This is a genomic window from Streptomyces sp. UH6, assembly GCF_013421635.1.
Taxonomy (GTDB): Bacteria; Actinomycetota; Actinomycetes; order Streptomycetales; family Streptomycetaceae; genus Streptomyces; species Streptomyces abyssomicinicus.
Genome location: NZ_JACADT010000030.1, coordinates 1 through 18459 on the forward strand (window position 1 = coordinate 1; position 18459 = coordinate 18459).

Annotated in this window: 16 protein-coding genes; 8 read left to right on the forward strand and 8 right to left on the reverse strand. The window is 72.5% G+C overall.

The annotated features are described in order from the left end of the window. Positions 1-297 precede the first annotated feature (297 nt). Both HW445_RS04265 and HW445_RS04270 read right to left on the reverse strand, forming a co-directional pair. Positions 298-966, reverse strand: a complete 669-nt coding sequence (locus HW445_RS04265; RefSeq protein ID WP_151775317.1) for a TrkA family potassium uptake protein — start codon at positions 964-966, stop codon at positions 298-300. Continuing rightward, on the reverse strand, positions 966-1637 hold the full coding sequence (locus HW445_RS04270; protein WP_151775318.1) for a TrkA family potassium uptake protein: 672 nt from the start codon (positions 1635-1637) through the stop codon (positions 966-968). The genes HW445_RS04265 and HW445_RS04270 overlap by 1 nt, the downstream gene beginning before the upstream one ends. Before the next feature lie 245 nt (positions 1638-1882). Here HW445_RS04270 and HW445_RS04275 point away from each other — a divergent pair, with 245 nt between their 5' ends. The 3 genes from HW445_RS04275 (at position 1883) to HW445_RS04285 (ending at position 6974) form a co-directional block, all read left to right on the forward strand. Continuing rightward, complete coding sequence (locus HW445_RS04275) at positions 1883-3958, forward strand: APC family permease (protein ID WP_180219689.1); 2076 nt, start codon at positions 1883-1885, stop codon at positions 3956-3958. Positions 3959-4195: 237 nt separating this feature from the next. Beyond that, a complete protein-coding gene (locus tag HW445_RS04280) occupies positions 4196-5527 on the forward strand; it encodes a class I SAM-dependent RNA methyltransferase (RefSeq protein ID WP_180219690.1) in 1332 nt (443 codons plus the stop codon). Positions 5528-6425: 898 nt separating this feature from the next. Then, positions 6426-6974, forward strand: a complete 549-nt coding sequence (locus tag HW445_RS04285; RefSeq protein ID WP_218956551.1) for a Uma2 family endonuclease — start codon at positions 6426-6428, stop codon at positions 6972-6974. A gap of 291 nt (positions 6975-7265) precedes the next feature. Here HW445_RS04285 and HW445_RS04290 read toward each other — a convergent pair whose 3' ends face one another. Next, complete coding sequence (locus tag HW445_RS04290) at positions 7266-8069, reverse strand: SDR family oxidoreductase (protein ID WP_180219692.1); 804 nt, start codon at positions 8067-8069, stop codon at positions 7266-7268. Positions 8070-8151: 82 nt separating this feature from the next. Between HW445_RS04290 and HW445_RS04295 the strand changes: the two genes are divergently transcribed. Then, positions 8152-8736: a TetR/AcrR family transcriptional regulator gene (locus HW445_RS04295; protein WP_180219693.1), complete on the forward strand. Its 585-nt coding sequence runs from the start codon at positions 8152-8154 to the stop codon at positions 8734-8736. Between the two features lie 187 nt (positions 8737-8923). Here the strand turns inward: HW445_RS04295 and HW445_RS04300 are convergent, their stop codons facing one another. Next, positions 8924-9718 carry a 1-acyl-sn-glycerol-3-phosphate acyltransferase gene (locus tag HW445_RS04300; RefSeq protein ID WP_180219694.1) on the reverse strand — a complete coding sequence of 265 codons (795 nt, stop codon included), beginning with the start codon at positions 9716-9718 and terminating at the stop codon, positions 8924-8926. A 298-nt stretch (positions 9719-10016) separates the two neighbouring features. On the opposite strand from HW445_RS04300, the gene HW445_RS04305 reads away from it, so the two are divergent. Next, positions 10017-10217, forward strand: coding sequence for a hypothetical protein (locus HW445_RS04305; protein WP_180219695.1), 201 nt, complete (start codon positions 10017-10019; stop codon positions 10215-10217). A 51-nt stretch (positions 10218-10268) separates the two neighbouring features. Here HW445_RS04305 and HW445_RS04310 read toward each other — a convergent pair whose 3' ends face one another. Together HW445_RS04310 and HW445_RS04315 are read right to left on the reverse strand one after the other, a co-directional pair. Then, complete coding sequence (locus tag HW445_RS04310) at positions 10269-10706, reverse strand: cytidine deaminase (protein ID WP_180219696.1); 438 nt, start codon at positions 10704-10706, stop codon at positions 10269-10271. Positions 10707-10770: 64 nt separating this feature from the next. Next, positions 10771-11685, reverse strand: coding sequence for a hypothetical protein (locus HW445_RS04315; RefSeq protein WP_180219697.1), 915 nt, complete (start codon positions 11683-11685; stop codon positions 10771-10773). Positions 11686-11832: 147 nt separating this feature from the next. On the opposite strand from HW445_RS04315, the gene HW445_RS04320 reads away from it, so the two are divergent. Continuing rightward, on the forward strand, positions 11833-12261 hold the full coding sequence (locus HW445_RS04320; RefSeq protein WP_180219698.1) for an SSI family serine proteinase inhibitor: 429 nt from the start codon (positions 11833-11835) through the stop codon (positions 12259-12261). Positions 12262-12287: 26 nt separating this feature from the next. Here the strand turns inward: HW445_RS04320 and HW445_RS04325 are convergent, their stop codons facing one another. Both HW445_RS04325 and HW445_RS04330 read right to left on the reverse strand, forming a co-directional pair. Next, the gene (locus tag HW445_RS04325) at positions 12288-12845 is read right to left on the reverse strand and encodes a TetR/AcrR family transcriptional regulator (RefSeq protein WP_180219699.1); all 558 of its coding nucleotides are present in this window, start codon (positions 12843-12845) and stop codon (positions 12288-12290) included. Positions 12846-12855: 10 nt separating this feature from the next. Further along, complete coding sequence (locus tag HW445_RS04330; protein WP_180219700.1) at positions 12856-13437, reverse strand: sugar O-acetyltransferase; 582 nt, start codon at positions 13435-13437, stop codon at positions 12856-12858. Positions 13438-13808: 371 nt separating this feature from the next. Here HW445_RS04330 and HW445_RS04335 point away from each other — a divergent pair, with 371 nt between their 5' ends. Continuing rightward, on the forward strand, positions 13809-15152 hold the full coding sequence (locus HW445_RS04335) for an MFS transporter (protein WP_180219701.1): 1344 nt from the start codon (positions 13809-13811) through the stop codon (positions 15150-15152). Next, positions 15091-18459: beta-ketoacyl synthase N-terminal-like domain-containing protein (locus HW445_RS04340; protein ID WP_180219702.1), on the forward strand; the 3369-nt coding region annotated here is incomplete at its 3' end. The genes HW445_RS04335 and HW445_RS04340, both read left to right, overlap by 62 nt.

Here is an 18459-nt window from a genome sequence, read left to right on the forward strand (position 1 = left end):
CGGGCCGGGGTGCGGCGCAGCCCGGGGACCGGCGGTCCGGTCGAGTCAGAGAAGCCGGGGTCGGCGGCGGGCCGACGAGTCGGCGGACCGGTGAAGCCCGGCGGACAGGCGAAGCCCTCGTAGGCCAGGCAGGCCAGGTTGGCGCTGAGCCGAAGAGCCGGCGGCCCGGTGGACCGGTGGGAAACCTCCGGGCCCGGGGACCGTCGAAGGTTGGCGCGTCGGGAGCCGGAGAACGGTGGAGCGGCCGGGTTTCACGACACCCTGGGTGGGGTGTCGTGGCCCGGCCGCTTCGGCGTGTCAGGCGCCGTTGCGGACCGAGAGCAGGCTCTCCAGCTGCTCCTCGCGGTCCTGCGCGGCCACGAACAGGAGCTCGTCGCCCGCCTCCAGCGAGTCCTCCGGAGAGGGGGCCAGCACCCGCGAGCCGCGGATGATGGTGACCAGCGAGGTGTCCTGCGGCCACGCCACGTCCCCCACCCGCGTGCCGGCCAGCGCCGACTCCGGGGGCAGGGTCAGCTCGACCAGGTTGGCGTCGCCGTGGCTGAACCGCAGCAGGCGCACCAGGTCGCCGACGCTCACCGCCTCCTCCACCAGGGCCGACATCAGACGCGGCGTCGAGACGGCGACGTCCACGCCCCACGCCTCGTTGAAGAGCCACTCGTTCTTCGGGTTGTTGACCCGCGCGACGACCCGCGGTACCCCGTACTCGGTCTTCGCCAGCAGCGAGACCACCAGGTTGACCTTGTCGTCGCCGGTCGCGGCGATGACCACGTTGCAGCGCTGGAGCGCCGCCTCGTCCAGCGAGGTGATCTCGCAGGCGTCGGCGAGCAGCCACTCGGCGCGCGGCACCCGTTCCACCGAGATGGCGGTCGGCGCCTTGTCGATCAGCAGAACCTCGTGGCCGTTCTCCAGCAGCTCGCCCGCGATCGAACGGCCGACGGCGCCGGCTCCGGCAATGGCGACCCTCATCAGTGCCCCGCCTCCTCTTCCGGACCCTTGGCGAACGCGGCCTCGATCTCGGCCACGTCCTCGGTCCGCATCATGACGTGGACCAGGTCGCCGTCCTGGAGGACGGTCTGCGACGACGGGATCATCGCCTCGCCGAACCGCGTGAGGAACGCCACGCGCACGCCCGTCTCGTCCTGCAGCCTGCTGATCCGGTGACCGATCCACGCCGGGGAGGTGTGCACCTCGGCCAGCTGGACGCCGCCGGTCGGATCGCGCCACAGCGGCTCGGCGCCCGACGGCAGCAGACGGCGCAGCATCTGGTCGGCCGTCCAGCGGACCGTCGCCACCGTCGGGATGCCCAGACGCTGGTACACCTCCGCCCGCCGGGGGTCGTAGATGCGCGCGGCGACGTGCTCGATGCCGAACATCTCGCGGGCCACCCGGGCGGCGATGATGTTGGAGTTGTCGCCGCTGGAGACGGCGGCGAAGGCGCCCGCCTCCTCGATCCCGGCCTCACGCAGGGTGTCCTGGTCGAACCCCACGCCGGTGACCCGGCGGCCTCCGAAACCGGAACCCAGCCGGCGGAAGGCGGTGGGGTCGCGGTCGATCACGGCGACCGTGTGCCCCTGCTGCTCCAAGGTCTGGGCGAGCGCGGCGCCTACGCGTCCGCAGCCCATGATGACGATGTGCACGACCGTCCTTCCGGTGTTCCGATTGTCGCTACTGCACTGCGCTGGCCGAGTTGTCACGGCCGACCGGTGGCACCGGTCGGCAGGAACAGGGTCTCAGACAGCCGCCCAAGGTACACACGCAGCGTCGGGAGCAAACCACCCCCCGCACCCGCCGGGTAAAGGGTTGGTGATGTTTTCACTCCCTTAACGCGTTCCTGATGTCCCTGGCTGGGACCTCCCCCCGGGCCCGCCTACGATCCTCTGTCGTGTCCAAACTGACCGACGTGCCCAAACGCATCCTTATCGGGCGCGCACTCCGCAGCGACCGGCTGGGGGAAACCCTTCTGCCCAAGAGGGTCGCCCTGCCCGTCTTCGCCTCCGACCCCCTCTCCTCCGTGGCCTACGCCCCCGGAGAGGTGCTGTTGGTCCTGTCGATCGCGGGCGTGTCGGCGTACCGGTTCAGCCCCTGGATCGCCGCCGCGGTCGTGGTGCTGATGTTCACGGTCGTCGCCTCCTACCGGCAGAACGTCCACGCCTACCCCAGCGGGGGCGGTGACTACGAGGTGGCCACCACCAACCTCGGCCGCCGGGCCGGCAAGGCGGTCGCCAGCGCCCTGCTGGTGGACTACGTGCTGACGGTGGCGGTCTCCATCGCCTCCGGCATCGAGAACCTGGGCTCGGCCGTGCCGTTCGTGGTCGAGCACAAGGTCGCCTGCGCCGTCGGGGTGATCGTGCTGCTCACCCTGATGAACCTGCGCGGCGTGAAGGAGTCGGGCAAGCTCTTCGCCATCCCGACCTACGTCTTCGTCACGGGCGTCTTCGTCATGATCCTCTGGGGCGCCTTCCGCGGGATCTTCCTCGGTGACGACCTGAAGGCCCCCACCGCCGACTTCGAGATCCACGCCGAGCACGGGGGGATCGCCGGTTTCGCCCTGGTCTTCCTGCTGCTGCGGGCCTTCTCCTCCGGCTGTGCCGCGCTGACCGGCGTGGAGGCGATCTCCAACGGCGTGCCCGCGTTCCGCAAGCCGAAGTCCCGCAACGCGGCGACCACGCTGCTGCTGATGGGCGTGATCGCCGTCACCATGTTCTGCGGCATCATCGGCCTCGCCATGGCGACCGGCGTCAAGATGGCCGAGTCGCCCGCCCACGAGCTGCTGAAGGACGGGCAGCCGGTGGGCGCGGACTACGTCCAGCACCCGGTGATCTCGCAGGTCGCCGAGGCCGTCTTCGGGCACAACACGTTCCCGTTCCTGATCCTGGCCGGGGCCACCGCCCTGGTCCTCTTCCTCGCCGCCAACACGGCCTACAACGGCTTCCCGGTGCTCGGCTCGATCCTGGCCCAGGACCGCTACCTGCCCCGCCAGCTGCACACCCGCGGCGACCGGCTCGCCTTCTCCAACGGCATCGTGCTGCTGGCCGGCGCGGCCGCCCTGCTGGTCGTCGTCTACGACGCGGACTCCACGCGGCTGATCCAGCTCTACATCGTCGGCGTGTTCGTCTCCTTCACCATCAGCCAGATCGGCATGGTCCGGCACTGGAACCGTCACCTGGCGACGGAGCGGGACCAGGCCACCCGCCGGCGGATGCACCGCTCGCGCGCCATCAACGCCTTCGGCGCCACCTTCACCGGGCTGGTGCTGGTCGTGGTGCTGCTCACCAAGTTCACCCACGGCGCGTGGGTGGCCCTGCTGGGGATGGTGATCTTCTACGGCACGATGACGGCGATCCGGCGCCACTACGACCGGGTCGCCGACGAGATCGCGGCGCCCGAGGAGCCCGGCGACGAGAGCCGCCGGCCCTCCCGGGTGCACTCCGTCGTCCTGGTCTCCAAGGTCCACAAGCCGGCCCTGCGGGCGCTGAGCTACGCCAGGATGATGCGCTCCGACACCCTGGAGGCGCTCACCGTCAACGTCGACCCGGCGGAGACGAGGGAGCTGCGGGCCGAATGGGACCGGCGCCGGATCGGCGTCCCGCTGAAGGTCCTGGACTCGCCCTACCGCGAGGTCACCCGGCCGGTCGTCGAGTACGTCAAGAACCTGCGCCGGGAGTCGCCCCGGGACATGGTCTCCGTCTACATCCCCGAGTACGTGGTCGGCCACTGGTACGAGCAGCTGCTGCACAACCAGAGCGCGCTGCGGCTCAAGGGCAGGCTGCTCTTCCAGCCCGGTGTGATGGTCACCTCGGTCCCGTACCAGCTGGAGTCCTCGGAGGCGGCCCGGCTCCGGGCGCGCCGGCGCGCGGACTGGAACGCGCCGGGTTCGGTGCGGCGCGGTCCGGCCGTGCCGTCCCGCAACGGCGAGCGGCAGGACAAGGGCGGACCGGAGGAGGGCGGCACCGGCTGACCACGGCCGGTTCCTCCTGGTCGGGCGGCGGAGGGTTCCTCCTGATCGGGCGGTGGCGGGTCCCCGTCCGTCGCGGCGGCGGCCGGTCTCCGTCCGCCTCCTCCGGCGGCCCCGCGTCGGCGCCGCAGGCCGGAGCGGCGCGTCCCGCCGAGCGCGTAGACTGGTCGGCTGTTGTCCGGACGCGCGCCACGGGTGCGCACGCCCGATTCGTCACCGAGGTTGTGGAGTCACCCCGCCATGCAGGCACAGGAGAAGAAGTCGCTGGTGGGGGAGGAGTACGAGGTCGAGATCGGCCCCGTCGCCCACGGTGGGCACTGCATCGCCCGCACCGACGAGGGCCAGGTCCTCTTCGTCCGGCACACGCTGCCCGGTGAGCGGGTCGTGGCCCGGGTGACCGAGGGCGAGGAGGGCGCGCGGTTCCTGCGCGCCGACGCCGTGCACATCATCGAGGCGTCCAAGGACCGCGTCGAGGCGCCCTGCCCGTTCGCGGGCCCCGGCAAATGCGGCGGCTGCGACTGGCAGCACGCCAAGCCGGGCGCGCAGCGGCGGCTCAAGGGCGAGGTCGTCGCCGAGCAGCTCCAGCGGCTGGCCGGGCTCACCCCGGAGGAGGCCGGCTGGGACGGCACCGTGATGCCCGCCGAGGGCGACAAGGTGCCGGCCGGCCAGGTCCCGTCCTGGCGGACCCGCGTCCAGTACGCCGTCGACCCGGGCACCGGGCAGGCCGGTCTGCGCAAGCACCGGTCGCACGAGGTGCAGGTGATCGACCACTGCATGATCGCCGCCGAGGGCGTCAGCGAGCTGGGCATCGAGCGGCGTGAGTGGTCCGGCATGGAGAGCGTGGAGGCCATCGCCGCCACCGGCTCCCAGGACCGCCAGGTCATCCTCACCCCGCGTGAGGGCGCACGGCTGCCGATCGTCGAACTGGACCGGCCCGTCTCGGTGATGCGGGTCGGCGAGAAGGACGGCGGCGTGCACCGGGTGCACGGCCGCCCCTTCGTCCGCGAGCGGGCCGACGGCCGGACCTACCGGGTCGGCAGCGGCGGTTTCTGGCAGGTCCACCCGAAGGCCGCGGACACCCTGGTCACCGCGGTGATGCAGGGTCTGCTGCCGCGCAAGGGCGAGACCGCCCTCGACCTGTACTGCGGTGTCGGCCTGTTCGCCGGCGCGCTCGCCGACCGCCTCGGCGACGAGGGCGCGGTGCTGGGCATCGAGTCCGGCAAGCGCGCGGTGGAGGACGCCCGCCACAACCTGGACGGCTTCGACCGCGTCCGCATCGAGCAGGGCAAGGTCGAGGCGGTGCTGCCGCGCACCGGCATCACCGAGGTCGACCTGATCGTCCTCGACCCGCCCCGTGCCGGCGCCGGCCGCAAGACCGTCAGCCACCTCGCCTCCCTCGGCGCCCGCCGCATCGCCTACGTCGCCTGCGACCCGGCCGCCCTCGCCCGCGACATCGCCTACTTCCGCGACGGCGGCTACCGGGTGCGGACGCTGCGGGTGTTCGACCTGTTCCCGATGACCCACCACGTGGAGTGCGTGGCGATTCTGGAGCCGGCGAAGGCAGGCGTCTGACCTGCGGTTTCCCTGTTCCGGATTGGTTCTTGACGTGCTCTGCTGTGCACAGCAGGTGGTGCGGGGTGGTGCCCGCCCCACCTGTTGTTCTCCACTGCCGAGACTCGTGCGAGAGCTGCCGCGGCCCGACTTGCCGCTCATCTTGACGCTCATCTGACGTTCGAAATGACGGCCGGGCTGGAGGGCGGGCGGCTCTGGTGCGGAAGCTGTCACCCGCCAGGGGGTGTGTCCACGGAACGGTGTAACTCCGTTGGTTGATTTCAGTTGTTGGTCATGCCGGTGGTGAGCCGGCCGTCGAACGCGATGTCGAAGGCGTTCAGGACCGGCTTCCAGCGGCGGGTCCACGCCTTCGTGCCGGCGCCTTTCGGGTCCTCGGATGTCTCTGCGAGTGATGTTGAGTACGTGCTTGCGTCGCTCCGGGAGATTACCTTTGTCAGTCCAGATGGCCTGGCGAGGGATGGCGTTCGTCTATTTCCGACTGAATGATTGCCGAGGTGGGTCCGAAGGTAGGTAATTCCGGAAGGGTTGCGGTTGCTCTCGGCGCCAAGTCGTGTGAATCGCCTGCATACTTGAGTCATTTGAACGGCGTTGACCGGCGAATGTGCAGGAACTGAATGGATTACAAGTTCGCCTGACATGCGACGGTGCGAACAAAGGAGGCACGGGCTTGGGGTGTCGAAACTCAACGAGCATGAGGCGGCCCGTGCCTGCGGCTGAAAAGGCTCTCTTAGGCTGCACCCCAGGGCCATTGGCGCGTTGGCGCATCGCACGATCCGCAGGCAGTTGTCGACTACGCTGATGCCAGTTGTGTGGCCCCTGTGCGCTTCCCGGGTGGGGCCCTGTGACTGTCTGCCGAAGGCGTCTGGAGGAAGCCGTGACCGCGGAGTTGCCCGATTGGATGATCCCGCCGAGGCCCAGCGGCTGGGAGGCTGATGATCTCGACCATCTTCCGCAGGCTCCCCGGCATACGGAACTCATTGACGGAGCGCTGATCTTCATGATGTCGCCGCAGCGGTCCTGGCATGCCAGGCTGGTGGAGAACATGACGTTCACGCTGCGGCACGAGGCTCCGGCGGGCTTCGAGACGGAGCGGGAGATGACCGTCCGTCTCGACCGCAAGAGCCGCCCGGAGCCGGACATCCTGGTGTCCACAGCCGCCTATGACCCCGACCGGACCTGGTACGCGCCCGAAGAGGTCACGTTGGTGGTCGAGGTCGTTTCGGAGGAGTCCGCGGACCGTGACCGGTCGCTGAAGCCGTTCAAGTACGCCCAGGCGGGGATCGCGCACTTCTGGCGTGTCGAGGACGAGGCGGGGGCGCCGACCGTTCACACCTACGAGCTCGACGCCATGACCAGCACGTACGTGCCGACGGGTATCCATCGCGGTCGGCTGAAGGTCTCCGTCCCTTTCCCCATGGACGTCGACCTCGACGCCCTGGTGCCCTGACCCGTTTTCACATCGGAGCGGCGGCAGCGGGGCGAGGGTGCGGCGTCGGGTCGGCCGGACGGAGTGGCCGCGCCACGGGGCTCGCGCGGCCGAGCGGTGTACATGCCGGGAGCACTCTCTGTCATCGATCCGCGACCAACGAGGTGGCTCGGAGGCCAGCGGTACGTCGCGCGTGGGAAGCAATCCCAGGCAACGCCTGACCCGCGGGTTCTCCGTTCCGGGCCGGCTTTCGAGGTGTGGTGCCGTGCCCGGCCGGGCGAGCCGGTCCGCGTCGCGTCCCCCTGCCCGTCGTCATCTCCCCTCGGCGGTGAGCCGGCTGATGACCCGGATGACCTGGCGTCGGGTGGCCAGGCGTCGGGTGAGGGCGGCGGCCACCTGGTTCATGCGTCCCGCGATGACGCTGGGGGGCGGGTTCCTGCGGTCCAGGGCGGCGAGTGCGGTGCTGACGACGTCGGCGGGCGAGGCGAGCTTGCTCCCTCCGGCGGCCCGCATGGTGCCGACGACGTCGAAGAACTCGGTCCGGGTGGCGCCGGGGGACAGGGCGAGCACCCGCAGGCCGGTGCCCCGTGACTCCTCCCACAGGGCCTCGGTGAGGCTCAGTACGAACGCCTTGGTCGCCCCGTAGAGCGCCATGCGCGGGTTGGGCTGGTAGGCGGCCATGCTCGCCACGTTGACCAGCACGCCGCGCCCCCCTTCGCGCAGTTGCTCGATGAACGCGCGGCTGATGTCGGCCACGGCGGTCACGTCGACGGCGATCTCCTGGCGCAGCCGTTCCGGATCCGCTTGGTGGAACGGGCCGAAGGTGGCGAACCCGGCGTTGTTGATCAGGCTGGTGACGCGCAGTCCGAGCCGCTGCACCTGTGCGGCCAGCGCCTGTCCAGGGGCGTCCGTGGTCAGGTCCATGTCCACGACGTGGGCCTGGACGCGGTGGTGTGCGCGCAGCTCGGCGGCCAGCTCCTCCAGGCGTTCCCTGCGGCGGGCGACCAGTACCAGGTCGGAGCCGCGGGCGGCGAGCCGACGGGCGAACTCGGCGCCGAGGCCGGCGCTGGCGCCGGTGATCAGTGTGGTCTGTCCGTGATAGTCGACGGCTGTCATGGTGGCCTTCTTTCAGTCGCTGCCTACTTGGCAGTTAATGCCAAGTAGGCGGCTCCTGTCCAGAGGCGATAGCCTGATGTTCATGACGACTTTGTGGGACCGCTCGCGCCAGGTGGCCGCCCAGGCGATCCTGGACACGGCGGTTCGGCTGTTCGCCGAGCAGGGCTACGAGCAGACGACGATCGCGCAGATCGCCCGGGAGGCGGGGATCTCGCAGCGTTCCCTGTTCCGCTATTTCGGCACCAAGGAGGACCTGGTCTGCGGGGATCAGGACGCCCTGGGCGAGCTGCTGAAGCGGACGGTCGAGCAGCAGCCGGCCGAGATGTCCGCCTGGGACGCCCTGCGCGCCGGCTTCGAGGTCCTGCTGACCGCCAACCACACCGCCGAGCGGGCGCTGGAACTTTCCCGTCTCATCTTCGACACCCCCTCGCTGCACGCCCGCTACATCGAGAAGCGCCTGCGCTGGCAGGCCGCGCTCATCCCGGTCGTCCAGGCGCGGCTGGGCGCCGCCGACGGTCCGGCTCCCGACCCGCGCGCCAAGGCGATCATCGCGACGGTCTTCGCCTGCGCGGACACGGCGACCGAGCTGTGGGTCGGGCACGACGGACGACTCGACCTGGCCGACCTCTACGACCAGTGCCTCGCGGCGGTGCGGGGCCCCGGCTGAGGAGGCGTCAGGGCAGGCTCGGCGGGGGCGTCTTCCTGTAGGAGCGCACGGTGCGGCCGTTCGTTCCGGGGCGTCCTCGGACCTCTTTGCCGCATCCGGCGACAGGGCGGGAACACCCGGTCGCCTGCCTGCGGTTCCCCGTGGCTTGACGGACCGGCCGGCGGGAGGACGCCGACGCGGAACGCCGTCAGGCCGCGCCCGCCCGGCGGTCCTCGCGTGGGTCCGGGCCGGCTTCTTGGGTGGGGCGGGACTTGCGGGCGGGGCGGGGTTCCTCGCGGAGTTCTTCCAGGAGCGTGGTGATCGCGTCCATGATCCGCAGCCCGGCCTCCTCGAGGACCGGTGCCGTGATCTCCAGGCCTCGCAGGTCGGAGAGGTCCACGGGCGGGCCGGCCGTCACCCTCAGCACGGTCCGCCGGTACCAGGGCCGGGAGCGGCGCACCACACTGCCGGCCGCGGGGATGAGCTCGTGCGCGTTCCACTGGGCGACCGGGATGACCGGTGCCCCCGTCTCCAGCGCCAGCCGGGCCACGCCCGTCTTGGCCCGGGACGGCCACAGTTCGGGGTCGTCGGTGAAGGTGCCCTCCGGGTAGACGGCCACGCAGCAGCCCCGGGCCAGCGCCTCCTTGGCGTGCACCAGCGCGTCCGAGGCACGGGAGGTGCGCCGGCGCACGGGTATGTGGCCCATGCTGCGCAGCGCCGCCCCCAGCACGGGCACCGAGAACAGCGGCGCCTTGCCCAGGAACCGGGCGGGACGGCCGCTGTGGTACTGGAACAGGCCGTAGGAGAACGGGTCCGCGTACGAGGTGTGGTTGACCGCCGTGATGTAGCCGCCGGACGCCGGCAGGTGGTGGCGGCCCCGCCAGTCGCGCCGTGCGACGGCCCGGACGAGCGTCCCCGCGAGCGCGGCCGTGAACCAGTAGACCGGTCCGGCTCCGTTGCCGGTGCGGGACTCCCCGGCGGTTCTCGTCTCCCCTTGCAGCATGGAGCTTTTGTACATGACAGAAGGCGGCACGAACATCCCCGCAGGCGGACCGGTCGGCCCCGCCAGGTCGAGGACGTCGACGTCGAGGGAGGGACGGGTGGTGATCAGTCGTGGGCCGGTGGGCAGGGGACTCCTCGCCGCGCCGAGGCCGTGGCCGGCTCGTTGGTGCTCGGGGCCACCGGGTGCGGGGGACGCGGACGAGGACGGGGTTCCGGAGGGCTACGAGGCCGTCGCGGGGACATGGTTGTGCGGTGGCGGTGGCGGTGGCGGTGGCGGTGGCGGTGGCGGTGGCGGTGCGGTGTCCGCCGACGCGGGCGAGGCGCTGAAGGTCGTCACGGGGTCGTCGCGGTTCGAGGCGTCGGCCGAGGAGTACACCGTCGCGCAGGCCGCGACGGACCTGGTCGACGCCCTCACGGTCCCCACCGTGCCCAAGGCCGTCTGCCGAGTCTGCAGGACGGCGCTCCGTCGGGCGCCCCGGCCCCGGATCGCGCCGCGTTGAGGACGGGTGAGGGGACCCTGGCCGCGGCGGACAAGGCGCGCTGCCGGCCGCCTACGAGGCCCACCCCGGGGTGTCCTCGGGGAAGATCGACGCCCAGTAGTGGGGCAACGCCTCCCGCAAGGTCACCCACCGCACGGTGGTGGGGTCCGAGGGACCGGGGACCGCGACCAGGACGTCGGGGCCGTGGCCGGCCAGACGCTCCCGGCAGACCCCGCAAGGGCTCAGCACGAGGAAGCGTCCCTCCTCGGTCCGGTGCAGACAGAGGGAGGCGACCACGGCGCGGTCCAGCCGGAAGGCGGCGCAGTAAGGCTCGGCCTCGTGGCACAGCTCGACACTGGAGTTCGTGTAGTCGGGACTCGTGCCCGTGAGGATCGTCCCGTCGTCCAGCAGTACCGCGGCCGCGCCCCGTGAGGGGTCGTCGGGGAAGCGGGTCTCTATGAGGTTCCGGCAGGCCGCGATCGTCGCGTCCAACAGCTGATTCCGTTCCATGGGCGCACAGTAGGCCCTCCGGACACATCGCCCGGCGGGGGCCGGGCGGTCGAGCCGTGGTGGCTCAGACGTCGACCCGCGTCCAGGTGTCGCCGCCGCGGAGCCAGAGGACACCGTCACGGCCCTGGACGCAGCGCATGCCCGCCGGCTCCGGCAGGCGCAGCTCCTCCTGGGCGGTGATCACCCAGGCGCCGTCGGCGAACTCCGCGCGGCTCAGCGGAACGTCGGGACGGTTGTGGAACCGGTGGGTGAGGAGCATCCGGGTGCCGCGGACGGCGATGCCGTCGGTGCCTCTCAGAGGGTTGCGGTAGCTGATGGCGTCGCCGGTGGCGGGATCGACCCGGGACAGGAAGGCCCCCTCGTGGCTGTACCAGGCCAGCCAGACCACGGTTGCCTCGGTGGCGCCCGCGCTTCCGCCGAGGGGCGGTACGGGGAGCCGCCGAGGGCTCCAGGTGTGGGTACCGTCGGTGTCCCAGCGGGCCAGGCCCTCACAGCTCGCGGGGTGGTCCCCGTAGATGCCCTCGTCACCGTGCGAGGTCCAGATCCCGCCGTCGCGGTCGGTGACGATGTAGTCGATGTCGTCACCTATGCAGAGGTGACTCATCGGGTATCCGCCGGGGGAGTACACGACCGCGTTCCGCTCCCAGTCGCCGTTCCGGTCCCGGTGCGCCCGGCCTGACGCCAGCAGGAAGCGTGACCACGAGAGCATGGCCAGGTGCTGGGTCCCCGCGCCGATGCCGGTCACGGGGGTGCGGTGTTCCACTCCGTCCGAGACCACGACCAGTACGCCGTCGCACGGAGCCGCCACGTACCATCCGGCCCATCCCCTGGCATGCGGGGAACGGCGCAGGTTCCGCTCCTGGACCAGCATCACCCCGAGTTCGTGGCCCGGTCCGACGCTCCACCACAGGGCCCGCCATCCCGCTCGGGCGTCCGCGGGGGGCAAGCTCCACACGACGGGCGGTTCGACAGGCGTCATCGGCGCTCACCTTGGGGACTCCGGGCCCCAACGGCGCCCGAAGAGAGACAGGTTAGCAGGCGGTGCAAGGTGGCCGATGTGCCACCTTGTCGGGTGACGTCCCCTGCGCGATGTTGGGGGAACGTCCGGAGGAGTGAGCGGAGGAACATGAAGAAGAGACTCGGAGTTCTCCTGGCCGCGGTGCTCGCGGCGACCGCCGCGTCCGTCCTCCCGGTGGCGGCCGCCCCGGCCGCCGTGCCGTCCGGGGCCTCGGCCGACGCCGCGTCGCCGACGAACCTCGTCATCACCAAGACCGGCACGAGCTGGAGCGGCCCCGCCGTCGAACAGGTCACCCTCCTGTGCGAGCCGACCGGGGGGAGCCACCCCACGGCCGAGGACGCCTGCACGAAACTCGCCGCCGTCGCGGGGCAGTTCGACAAGCTCCCGCACGCCACGGGCATCGCCTGCCCGCCCGTCTGGATGCCCGTCACCGTCACCGTGACCGGTACCTGGCGCCTGCAACCGGTCGACTTCACCAGGACGTACTCGAGCGACTGCGTGGCCTCCACCGCCAGCAACTACGTCTTCCGCTTCTGACCCGGGACCGGACGGGCGCGGACGACTCAGGCGCCGGGCCGGCCGGTGCCGGTGATGCGGGTGATCGCCTCCAGCGTGAGGGCGCGGCCGTGGGGTTCGGTGGCCAGGGCACGGTGGAGCGTCAGGCCCTCGATCAGGGCGTCGAGCTGGCGGGCGGTGTCCGGGTCGAAGTGCTTCTCCAGGTGGACGCGGCTGCGGGCCATCCACGCCTGGGTGAGTTCCCGGTAGGCGGGACGGCGGGCGGCGAGGGTGTACAGCTCCTGGGTGAGGACGAGGTCCCGCCGGCTTCCCTCGGACAGGGTGTGGATGAGGTCGGCCACGGCCTCCCGGGCCCGGGCGGGGTCGGCCGCGGTGCCGAGGTGGGCGTCGAAGACGGCGGCGATGTGGTGCGTGAAGCGGCCGAACGCCTCGCGCAGCAGCTCGTCCATCCCGTCGAAGTGGTAGGTCATCGAGCCCAGCGGGACGCCCGCGCGGGCGGCGATCCTCCGGTGGGAGACCCGCGCGATGCCCTCGTCCGCGATGAGGTCGAGGGCCGCGTCGAGGATGCGCGTGCGGCGTTGCGGGTCGGCGTGTCCGGTGGCCATGGCGGTGGACCTACAGGCTCCGCACCACGCGGGCGGGGTTGCCGACGGCGACGACACCGGCGGGGACGTCCTTGGTCACGACCGAGCCGGCGCCGATGACGGAGTCGTCGCCGATGCTCACGCCCGGGCAGACGATCACTCCGCCGCCGAGCCAGACGTTGTCGCCGATGGTGATCGGCTTCGCGGCCTCCAGCTTGTCCCGGCGGGGCTGCGGCTCCACCGGGTGGGTGGGGGTGAGCAGCTGGACGTTCGGGCCGATCTGGCAGTCCTCGCCGATGGTGATGGCGGCGACGTCCAGGGCGGTGAGGTTGTAGTTGACGAAGGTCCGGGCACCGATGGCGATGTTGGAGCCGTAGTCGACGTACAGCGGCGGGCGGACGTGCGCCTCCTCGCCGAGCGCGCCCAGCAGCTCGGCCAGGACCGGCTGCGCCGCGGCGGCGTCCTCGGCGTAGGCGGCCTGGTAACGGGCGGCCAGGCCGACGGCCCGCTGCTGCCGCCGGGCGATCTCGGGGTCGTCGGCGATGTAGAGGTCGCCCGCCTCCATGCGCTCGAGATGGGTGCGCGGGTCGTCCGCGAAGTAGTCCGTGGGCATGCGTACGAGCGTACCTTGTGGAGTGTACGAACGTACATGCCGTGGAGGGGCGGGGTGAGCGCGGCCGTGGCCGCGGGGGCGGCGGGCCGAGGGACGGTGGGCAAACCCTTGAGGGCTGCGGGAGAACGGCACGAGAGGCGAGGCCGGCGGACCTGACCCGGTGGGCGCCCCGCGGACGCCCGCCCGGTGCCGGTGCGGAACAAGCCGCTGGTGAGCGCGCCGGACCGCCGGAAGACGCATACCGGGCACGCCGAAGGGCAGGCGGAGAGGGCCGTTCCGCAAGCGGAACGCCGGTGGTCCGTGCTGGCTACGATCGGGCGCCATCGTGACACTGGGTGCTCGGTCGACCGGCGGGGGGCGTGGTGAGAGGTGTGAACCGCCGCTTCCGGGCGGTCGCGGCCGCGTACGCGGCGTCCGCCTACGGCAACTATCTGAACCTGATCGCGCTGAGCCTCTTCTCCTACGAGGTCACCGGCACGGCGTTCGGGGTCGGCGCCGTCGCGGCGTTACGGCTGGTGTCCGGCTTCGCGGCGGGGCTGCTCGCCGGGGCGCTCTCGACGCGCGCCACTCGCCGGACGGTGATGATCGGCGCCGATGCCGCCCAGGGCCTCGTCATGGGCGTCATGGCCCTGTGGGCCGAGGACACACCGCTGTGGCTGCTCGCGGGGGCGGTCGTGGTGCTGGGGGCGGGGAACACGTTCTTCACCGTCTCCCTGCGCAGCGCGATTCCGGTCATGGTCGGCGAGGAGAGCCGGACCCGGGCCAACGGGGTGCTGGTGACGGGACGGTCCCTGGGCACGGTCCTCGGATTCGCCTCCGCGGCCCCGGTGATCGGCTACGGCGGGTACGCGCTCGCGTTCGCGCTCAACGGCCTCAGCTTCGTGGTGTCCGCCGCGGCGCTGCTGGTGCTGCGACCGTCCACCGACTCCGAGCGACCGTCCACCGACTCCGAGCAGCCGTCCGAGGGGCCCGTCGCCGGGCGGGAGGCCGCTTCGCCGCGCGGCGGGGCGGACGGCGGACGGCTGAAGGGCGTGGTGGCGGGCGTGCCGCTCCTGCTGCTCGGCATGGTCCTGCTGCGAGGGATCGACGCCCTGGCGTCCTCCTCCCACAACGTCGCGCTCCCCGTGGTGGCGCACGCCACGCGTCCGGCCGAGCCCGCGGTGGTCATGACCCAGTTCTGGACGGCATGGGCGGTGGGCACCGTCCTCGCCCACCTGGCGCTCAGGCGCCGGCAGGGCGAAGGGACGTGGGGGGAACGGTCGTTCGCCCTCGGGACCTGCGCGATGTCGCTCTCGTTCGTGGCGGCCTTCCTCGGCCTGCCCGCGCTCGCGCTGGTGGCGGCGGCCGCGGCGGCCGGGTTCGCGGACGGCTGGACCGAGATCGTCTACACCTCGCGGTTGCAGGCGGTGCCCGACCGGGAGCGGGGGCGGCTGTTCGGCATGTCCGCGGTGGCGGAGCAGTCGGGGTTCGCGCTGGGCATGGTGGCCGCCGCGGCGGCCCTGGAGGCGTTGCCCGCCCTGGCCGTCGTGGCCGTCTTCCACGGTGTGGCGGTATGCGCGGCGCTGGTGCTGCTGGGCGCCACCGTCAGAAGGCATGGTGCGACCGGTTCGCGGCCGACCGCGGCCGGAGGAGACGCAGAGGGAGAGGACTCGCATGGAACGCGTACCGGGGCAAGCGGTCTGCCGGGGTCCCGAGCCGGATCGCACCGAGAGTGATCCACGGGACGCGGTGCAGGCGCTGCTGCGGGCCGCGCGGTCCGGTTCGGGCGGGGCCGTCCTGACCGTCGCCGCGGACGGCACGACGACCTCCCGGTCGTACCCCGAACTGCTGGACGCAGCACGCCGGTTACTCACCGGGCTGCGCGAGCGGGGGGTCCGCCCGGGTGACGCGGTGGTGCTGTGCGGACTGCCGCCGGCGGAGTTCTTCCCCGCGTTCTGGGCGTGCGTGCTGGGCGGCGCCCGGCCGGTGGCCGTCGCCGAGCCCCCGCTGCCCGGCTCCCCGGCCCTCGAACGCCTGCTGCACGTCGACCGGTTGCTGGACCGCCCCCTGGTGCTGAGCGACGCGGTCGGCGTCGCGGCGCTGGCCCAGGCCGCCCCCGGCCTGCGCGTGGGAGTCGTGCACGACCACGCGGACGCGCCGCCCGCGGACGGCTTCGTCGACCCGGACCCGTCGGAGACCGCCCTGCTGATGCTCTCCTCCGGCAGCACCGGCGTGCCGAAGGCGGCACGGCTGACCCACGCGGGCCTCGCGGACTTCGCGGCGAGCACCCGGCGGATCCTGGACGTGCGTCCGGACGACACCACGGTGAACTGGCTGCCGCTCGACCACAGCGGGGCGTTCCTCCTCCACCACGTGCTCCCGGTCTTCACCGGCTGCACCAACGTCCACGCGCCGACCGACCTGGTTCTGGGCGACCCCCTGCGCTGGCTCGACCTCCTCGACCGGCACCGGGCACACCACGGCTGGGCGCCGACCTTCGCCTACCAGCTCGTCGCCGACGCGCTCGCCGAGCGGCGGGAGGAAGGGCGGTGGGACCTGAGCGGCCTGAGGACCCTGCTCTGCGGGGGCGAGCGGATCGCGCTGCCGGTGCTGCGCCGCTTCCTCGACGCCACGGCCCGGTACGGCGTCCGGGAGGAACACATCGTCCCCGCGTGGGGCATGGCCGAGACGGTCACGGCGGTCACCTACGGCCGGCTCGACCGGCCCGGCACCGTGCACCGCCTGCGCAAGAGCAGCCTCGGCGGCGAACTGACGCGGGCCGACGAGCGGACCCCGGAGGAGGACCGCGTCACCTTCGTGGCCTCCGGCTCCCCCGCCCACGGTGTGACCCTGCGGATCGTCGACGACGGCGGCGGCCTGATGCCACCCGGCCGGGTCGGCCGGCTCCAGGTCCACTCGCCCGCCCGCCTCACCCCCGGTTACGTGGAGAACCCGGAAGCCGACGCGGCGGCCTTCCCCGACGGACCGGACTGGCTGGACACCGGCGACCTGGCGTTCCTCGACGGCGAGCAGGTCGTCATCACCGGCCGGCGGAAGGATCTGATCATCCTCAACGGCCACAACGTCTACTGCCACGAGGTCGAGGAGGCGGCCACCGCCGTCGCGGGCGTCCGGCAGGGGGAGGTGGCCGCCTGCGGCATCCCGTGCCCGGACCGGGGCACCGAGGAGCTGGCCCTGTTCCTCGTCAGCCGCGGCCCCGTGGAGGACGCGCGCATCGCACGCGAGGTGAGGGCCGCGCTCTTCACGCGGCTCAGGCTCACCGCCGCCCACGTCGTGGCCGTGCCGGTGGAGGAGTTCCCGAGGACGCCGGCGGGGAAGGTGCGCCGCGCGGAACTGCGCGACCGCTTCACGAGCGCCGGCCCCGGCGTGCCGGACGCGTCGGAGCCGGCCGTGCGGGCGTACCCGGACGCGGTGGCGGAGGAGGCGACCGCGACGGTCACGGAGGCGGCTGCCGAGGCGGTCACGGCGGCGGCTGCCGAGGCGGTGACGGAAGCGGTGACGGAGGCGGTGCGGGAGGAACTCGCCGCTGTGCTGGGCCACGCGGTGGACGTCGACGCGCCGTTCTACGAGACCGGTCTGACCTCCGTGCTCCTGGTCCGCCTGCGGACCCGGCTGGAGGAACGGCTCGGCACACCCATCGCCCACACCGCGTTCTTCGAGCACCCCACCGTCAGCTCCCTCGCCGCGCACCTGTCGGACACCGCGGTCCCGGACACCGCCGTGCCGGAGCTTCCCGCGCCGGGGGCCGCCGCGCCGGGTGGTGAGGACCGGCGGGTCGCCGTCGTCGGGCTGGCGCTCCGCCTCCCCGGTGCGGACACCCCGGAGCGGTTCTGGGCCAACCTGCGCGACGGCGTGGACAGCGTCCGGGTGTTCGGTGAGGAGGAACTCGCGGCGGCGGGCCTCACCCCGGAACAGCGCGGCGCCCCCGGCCTGGTGCCCGCCGCCGGAATCCTCGACGGGGTCGAGGAGTTCGACGCGGACTTCTTCGGGATGAGCCCCAAGGAGACCCAACTCACCCACCCGGCGCACCGCCTGTTCCTGGAGGTCTGCCACGAGGCGCTGGAGCAGGGCGGCTACGCGGCAGCCCGGCCGGACACGCACATCGGCGTGTTCGCGGGCTCCGGCATGAACCTGTACGACCACCAGCAGCCGCCCGCGAACGGTGCCGCGCACGGGTCGTGCGGCGGGACGGACCCCGCCCTCGGCATGCAGGCGTCCATCGGGCGGCAGCCCGACTTCCTCGCCACGCGCGTCGCCTACCGTCTCGGGCTCACCGGACCGGCCATCGGCGTGCAGACCGCCTGTTCCACGTCGCTGGTCGCCGTACACCTCGCGGTCCAGGCACTGCTCGGCGGCGAGGCGGATCTGGCGCTCGCGGGCGCCGCCGCGGTGCACCTGCCGCAGGAGACCGGCTACCGCAGCCACCCCGGCTCGATCCTGTCGCCCACCGGCCGCTGCCGCGCCTTCGACGCCGAGGCCGACGGCACCGTGGGCGGCAACGGCGTGGCCGTGGTGCTGCTCAAGCGGCTCGACCGCGCGCTGGCCGACGGCGACACCGTCCACGCGGTGATCCTGGGTTCCGCGGTCAACAACGACGGCGCGGGGAAGGTCGGTTTCACCGCCCCCGGAGTCGCGGGGCAGGCGGGAGTGGTGCGGCAGGCCCTGCGCCGGGCGGGTGTGCCGGCGGAGACGGTCTCGTACGTGGAGGCGCACGGCACCGGCACCCGGCTCGGTGATCCGGTGGAATTCGAGGCACTGGGACGGGTGTTCGGCGAGGGGACCCGGCGCACCGGGTTCTGCGCGGTCGGCTCGGTGAAGCCGAACATCGGGCACACCGACTCGTGCGCCGGCATGGCCGGCCTCATCAAGACGGTGCTCATGCTGCGTCACCGCACCCTCGTGCCGACGCCGCACCTGACCCGGCCCAACCCGGAACTGCCGCTGGACGGCGGCCCGTTGCGGCTGGCGACCGAGCTGCGGCCGTGGTCGGTGCCGGACGGTGCGCCGCGCCGCGCCGGGGTC

Coding starts and splice junctions, on each gene's coding strand:
- HW445_RS04265 (WP_151775317.1), bottom strand. CDS start 966: ATGAGGGTCGCCATTGCCGGAGCCGGCGCCGTCGGCCGTTCGATCGCG.
- HW445_RS04280 (WP_180219690.1), top strand. CDS start 4,196: ATGCAGGCACAGGAGAAGAAGTCGCTGGTGGGGGAGGAGTACGAGGTC.
- HW445_RS04285 (WP_218956551.1), top strand. CDS start 6,426: ATGATCCCGCCGAGGCCCAGCGGCTGGGAGGCTGATGATCTCGACCAT.
- HW445_RS04290 (WP_180219692.1), bottom strand. CDS start 8,069: ATGACAGCCGTCGACTATCACGGACAGACCACACTGATCACCGGCGCC.
- HW445_RS04295 (WP_180219693.1), top strand. CDS start 8,152: ATGACGACTTTGTGGGACCGCTCGCGCCAGGTGGCCGCCCAGGCGATC.
- HW445_RS04300 (WP_180219694.1), bottom strand. CDS start 9,718: ATGCTGCAAGGGGAGACGAGAACCGCCGGGGAGTCCCGCACCGGCAAC.
- HW445_RS04310 (WP_180219696.1), bottom strand. CDS start 10,706: ATGGAACGGAATCAGCTGTTGGACGCGACGATCGCGGCCTGCCGGAAC.
- HW445_RS04315 (WP_180219697.1), bottom strand. CDS start 11,685: ATGACGCCTGTCGAACCGCCCGTCGTGTGGAGCTTGCCCCCCGCGGAC.
- HW445_RS04320 (WP_180219698.1), top strand. CDS start 11,833: ATGAAGAAGAGACTCGGAGTTCTCCTGGCCGCGGTGCTCGCGGCGACC.
- HW445_RS04325 (WP_180219699.1), bottom strand. CDS start 12,845: ATGGCCACCGGACACGCCGACCCGCAACGCCGCACGCGCATCCTCGAC.
- HW445_RS04330 (WP_180219700.1), bottom strand. CDS start 13,437: ATGCCCACGGACTACTTCGCGGACGACCCGCGCACCCATCTCGAGCGC.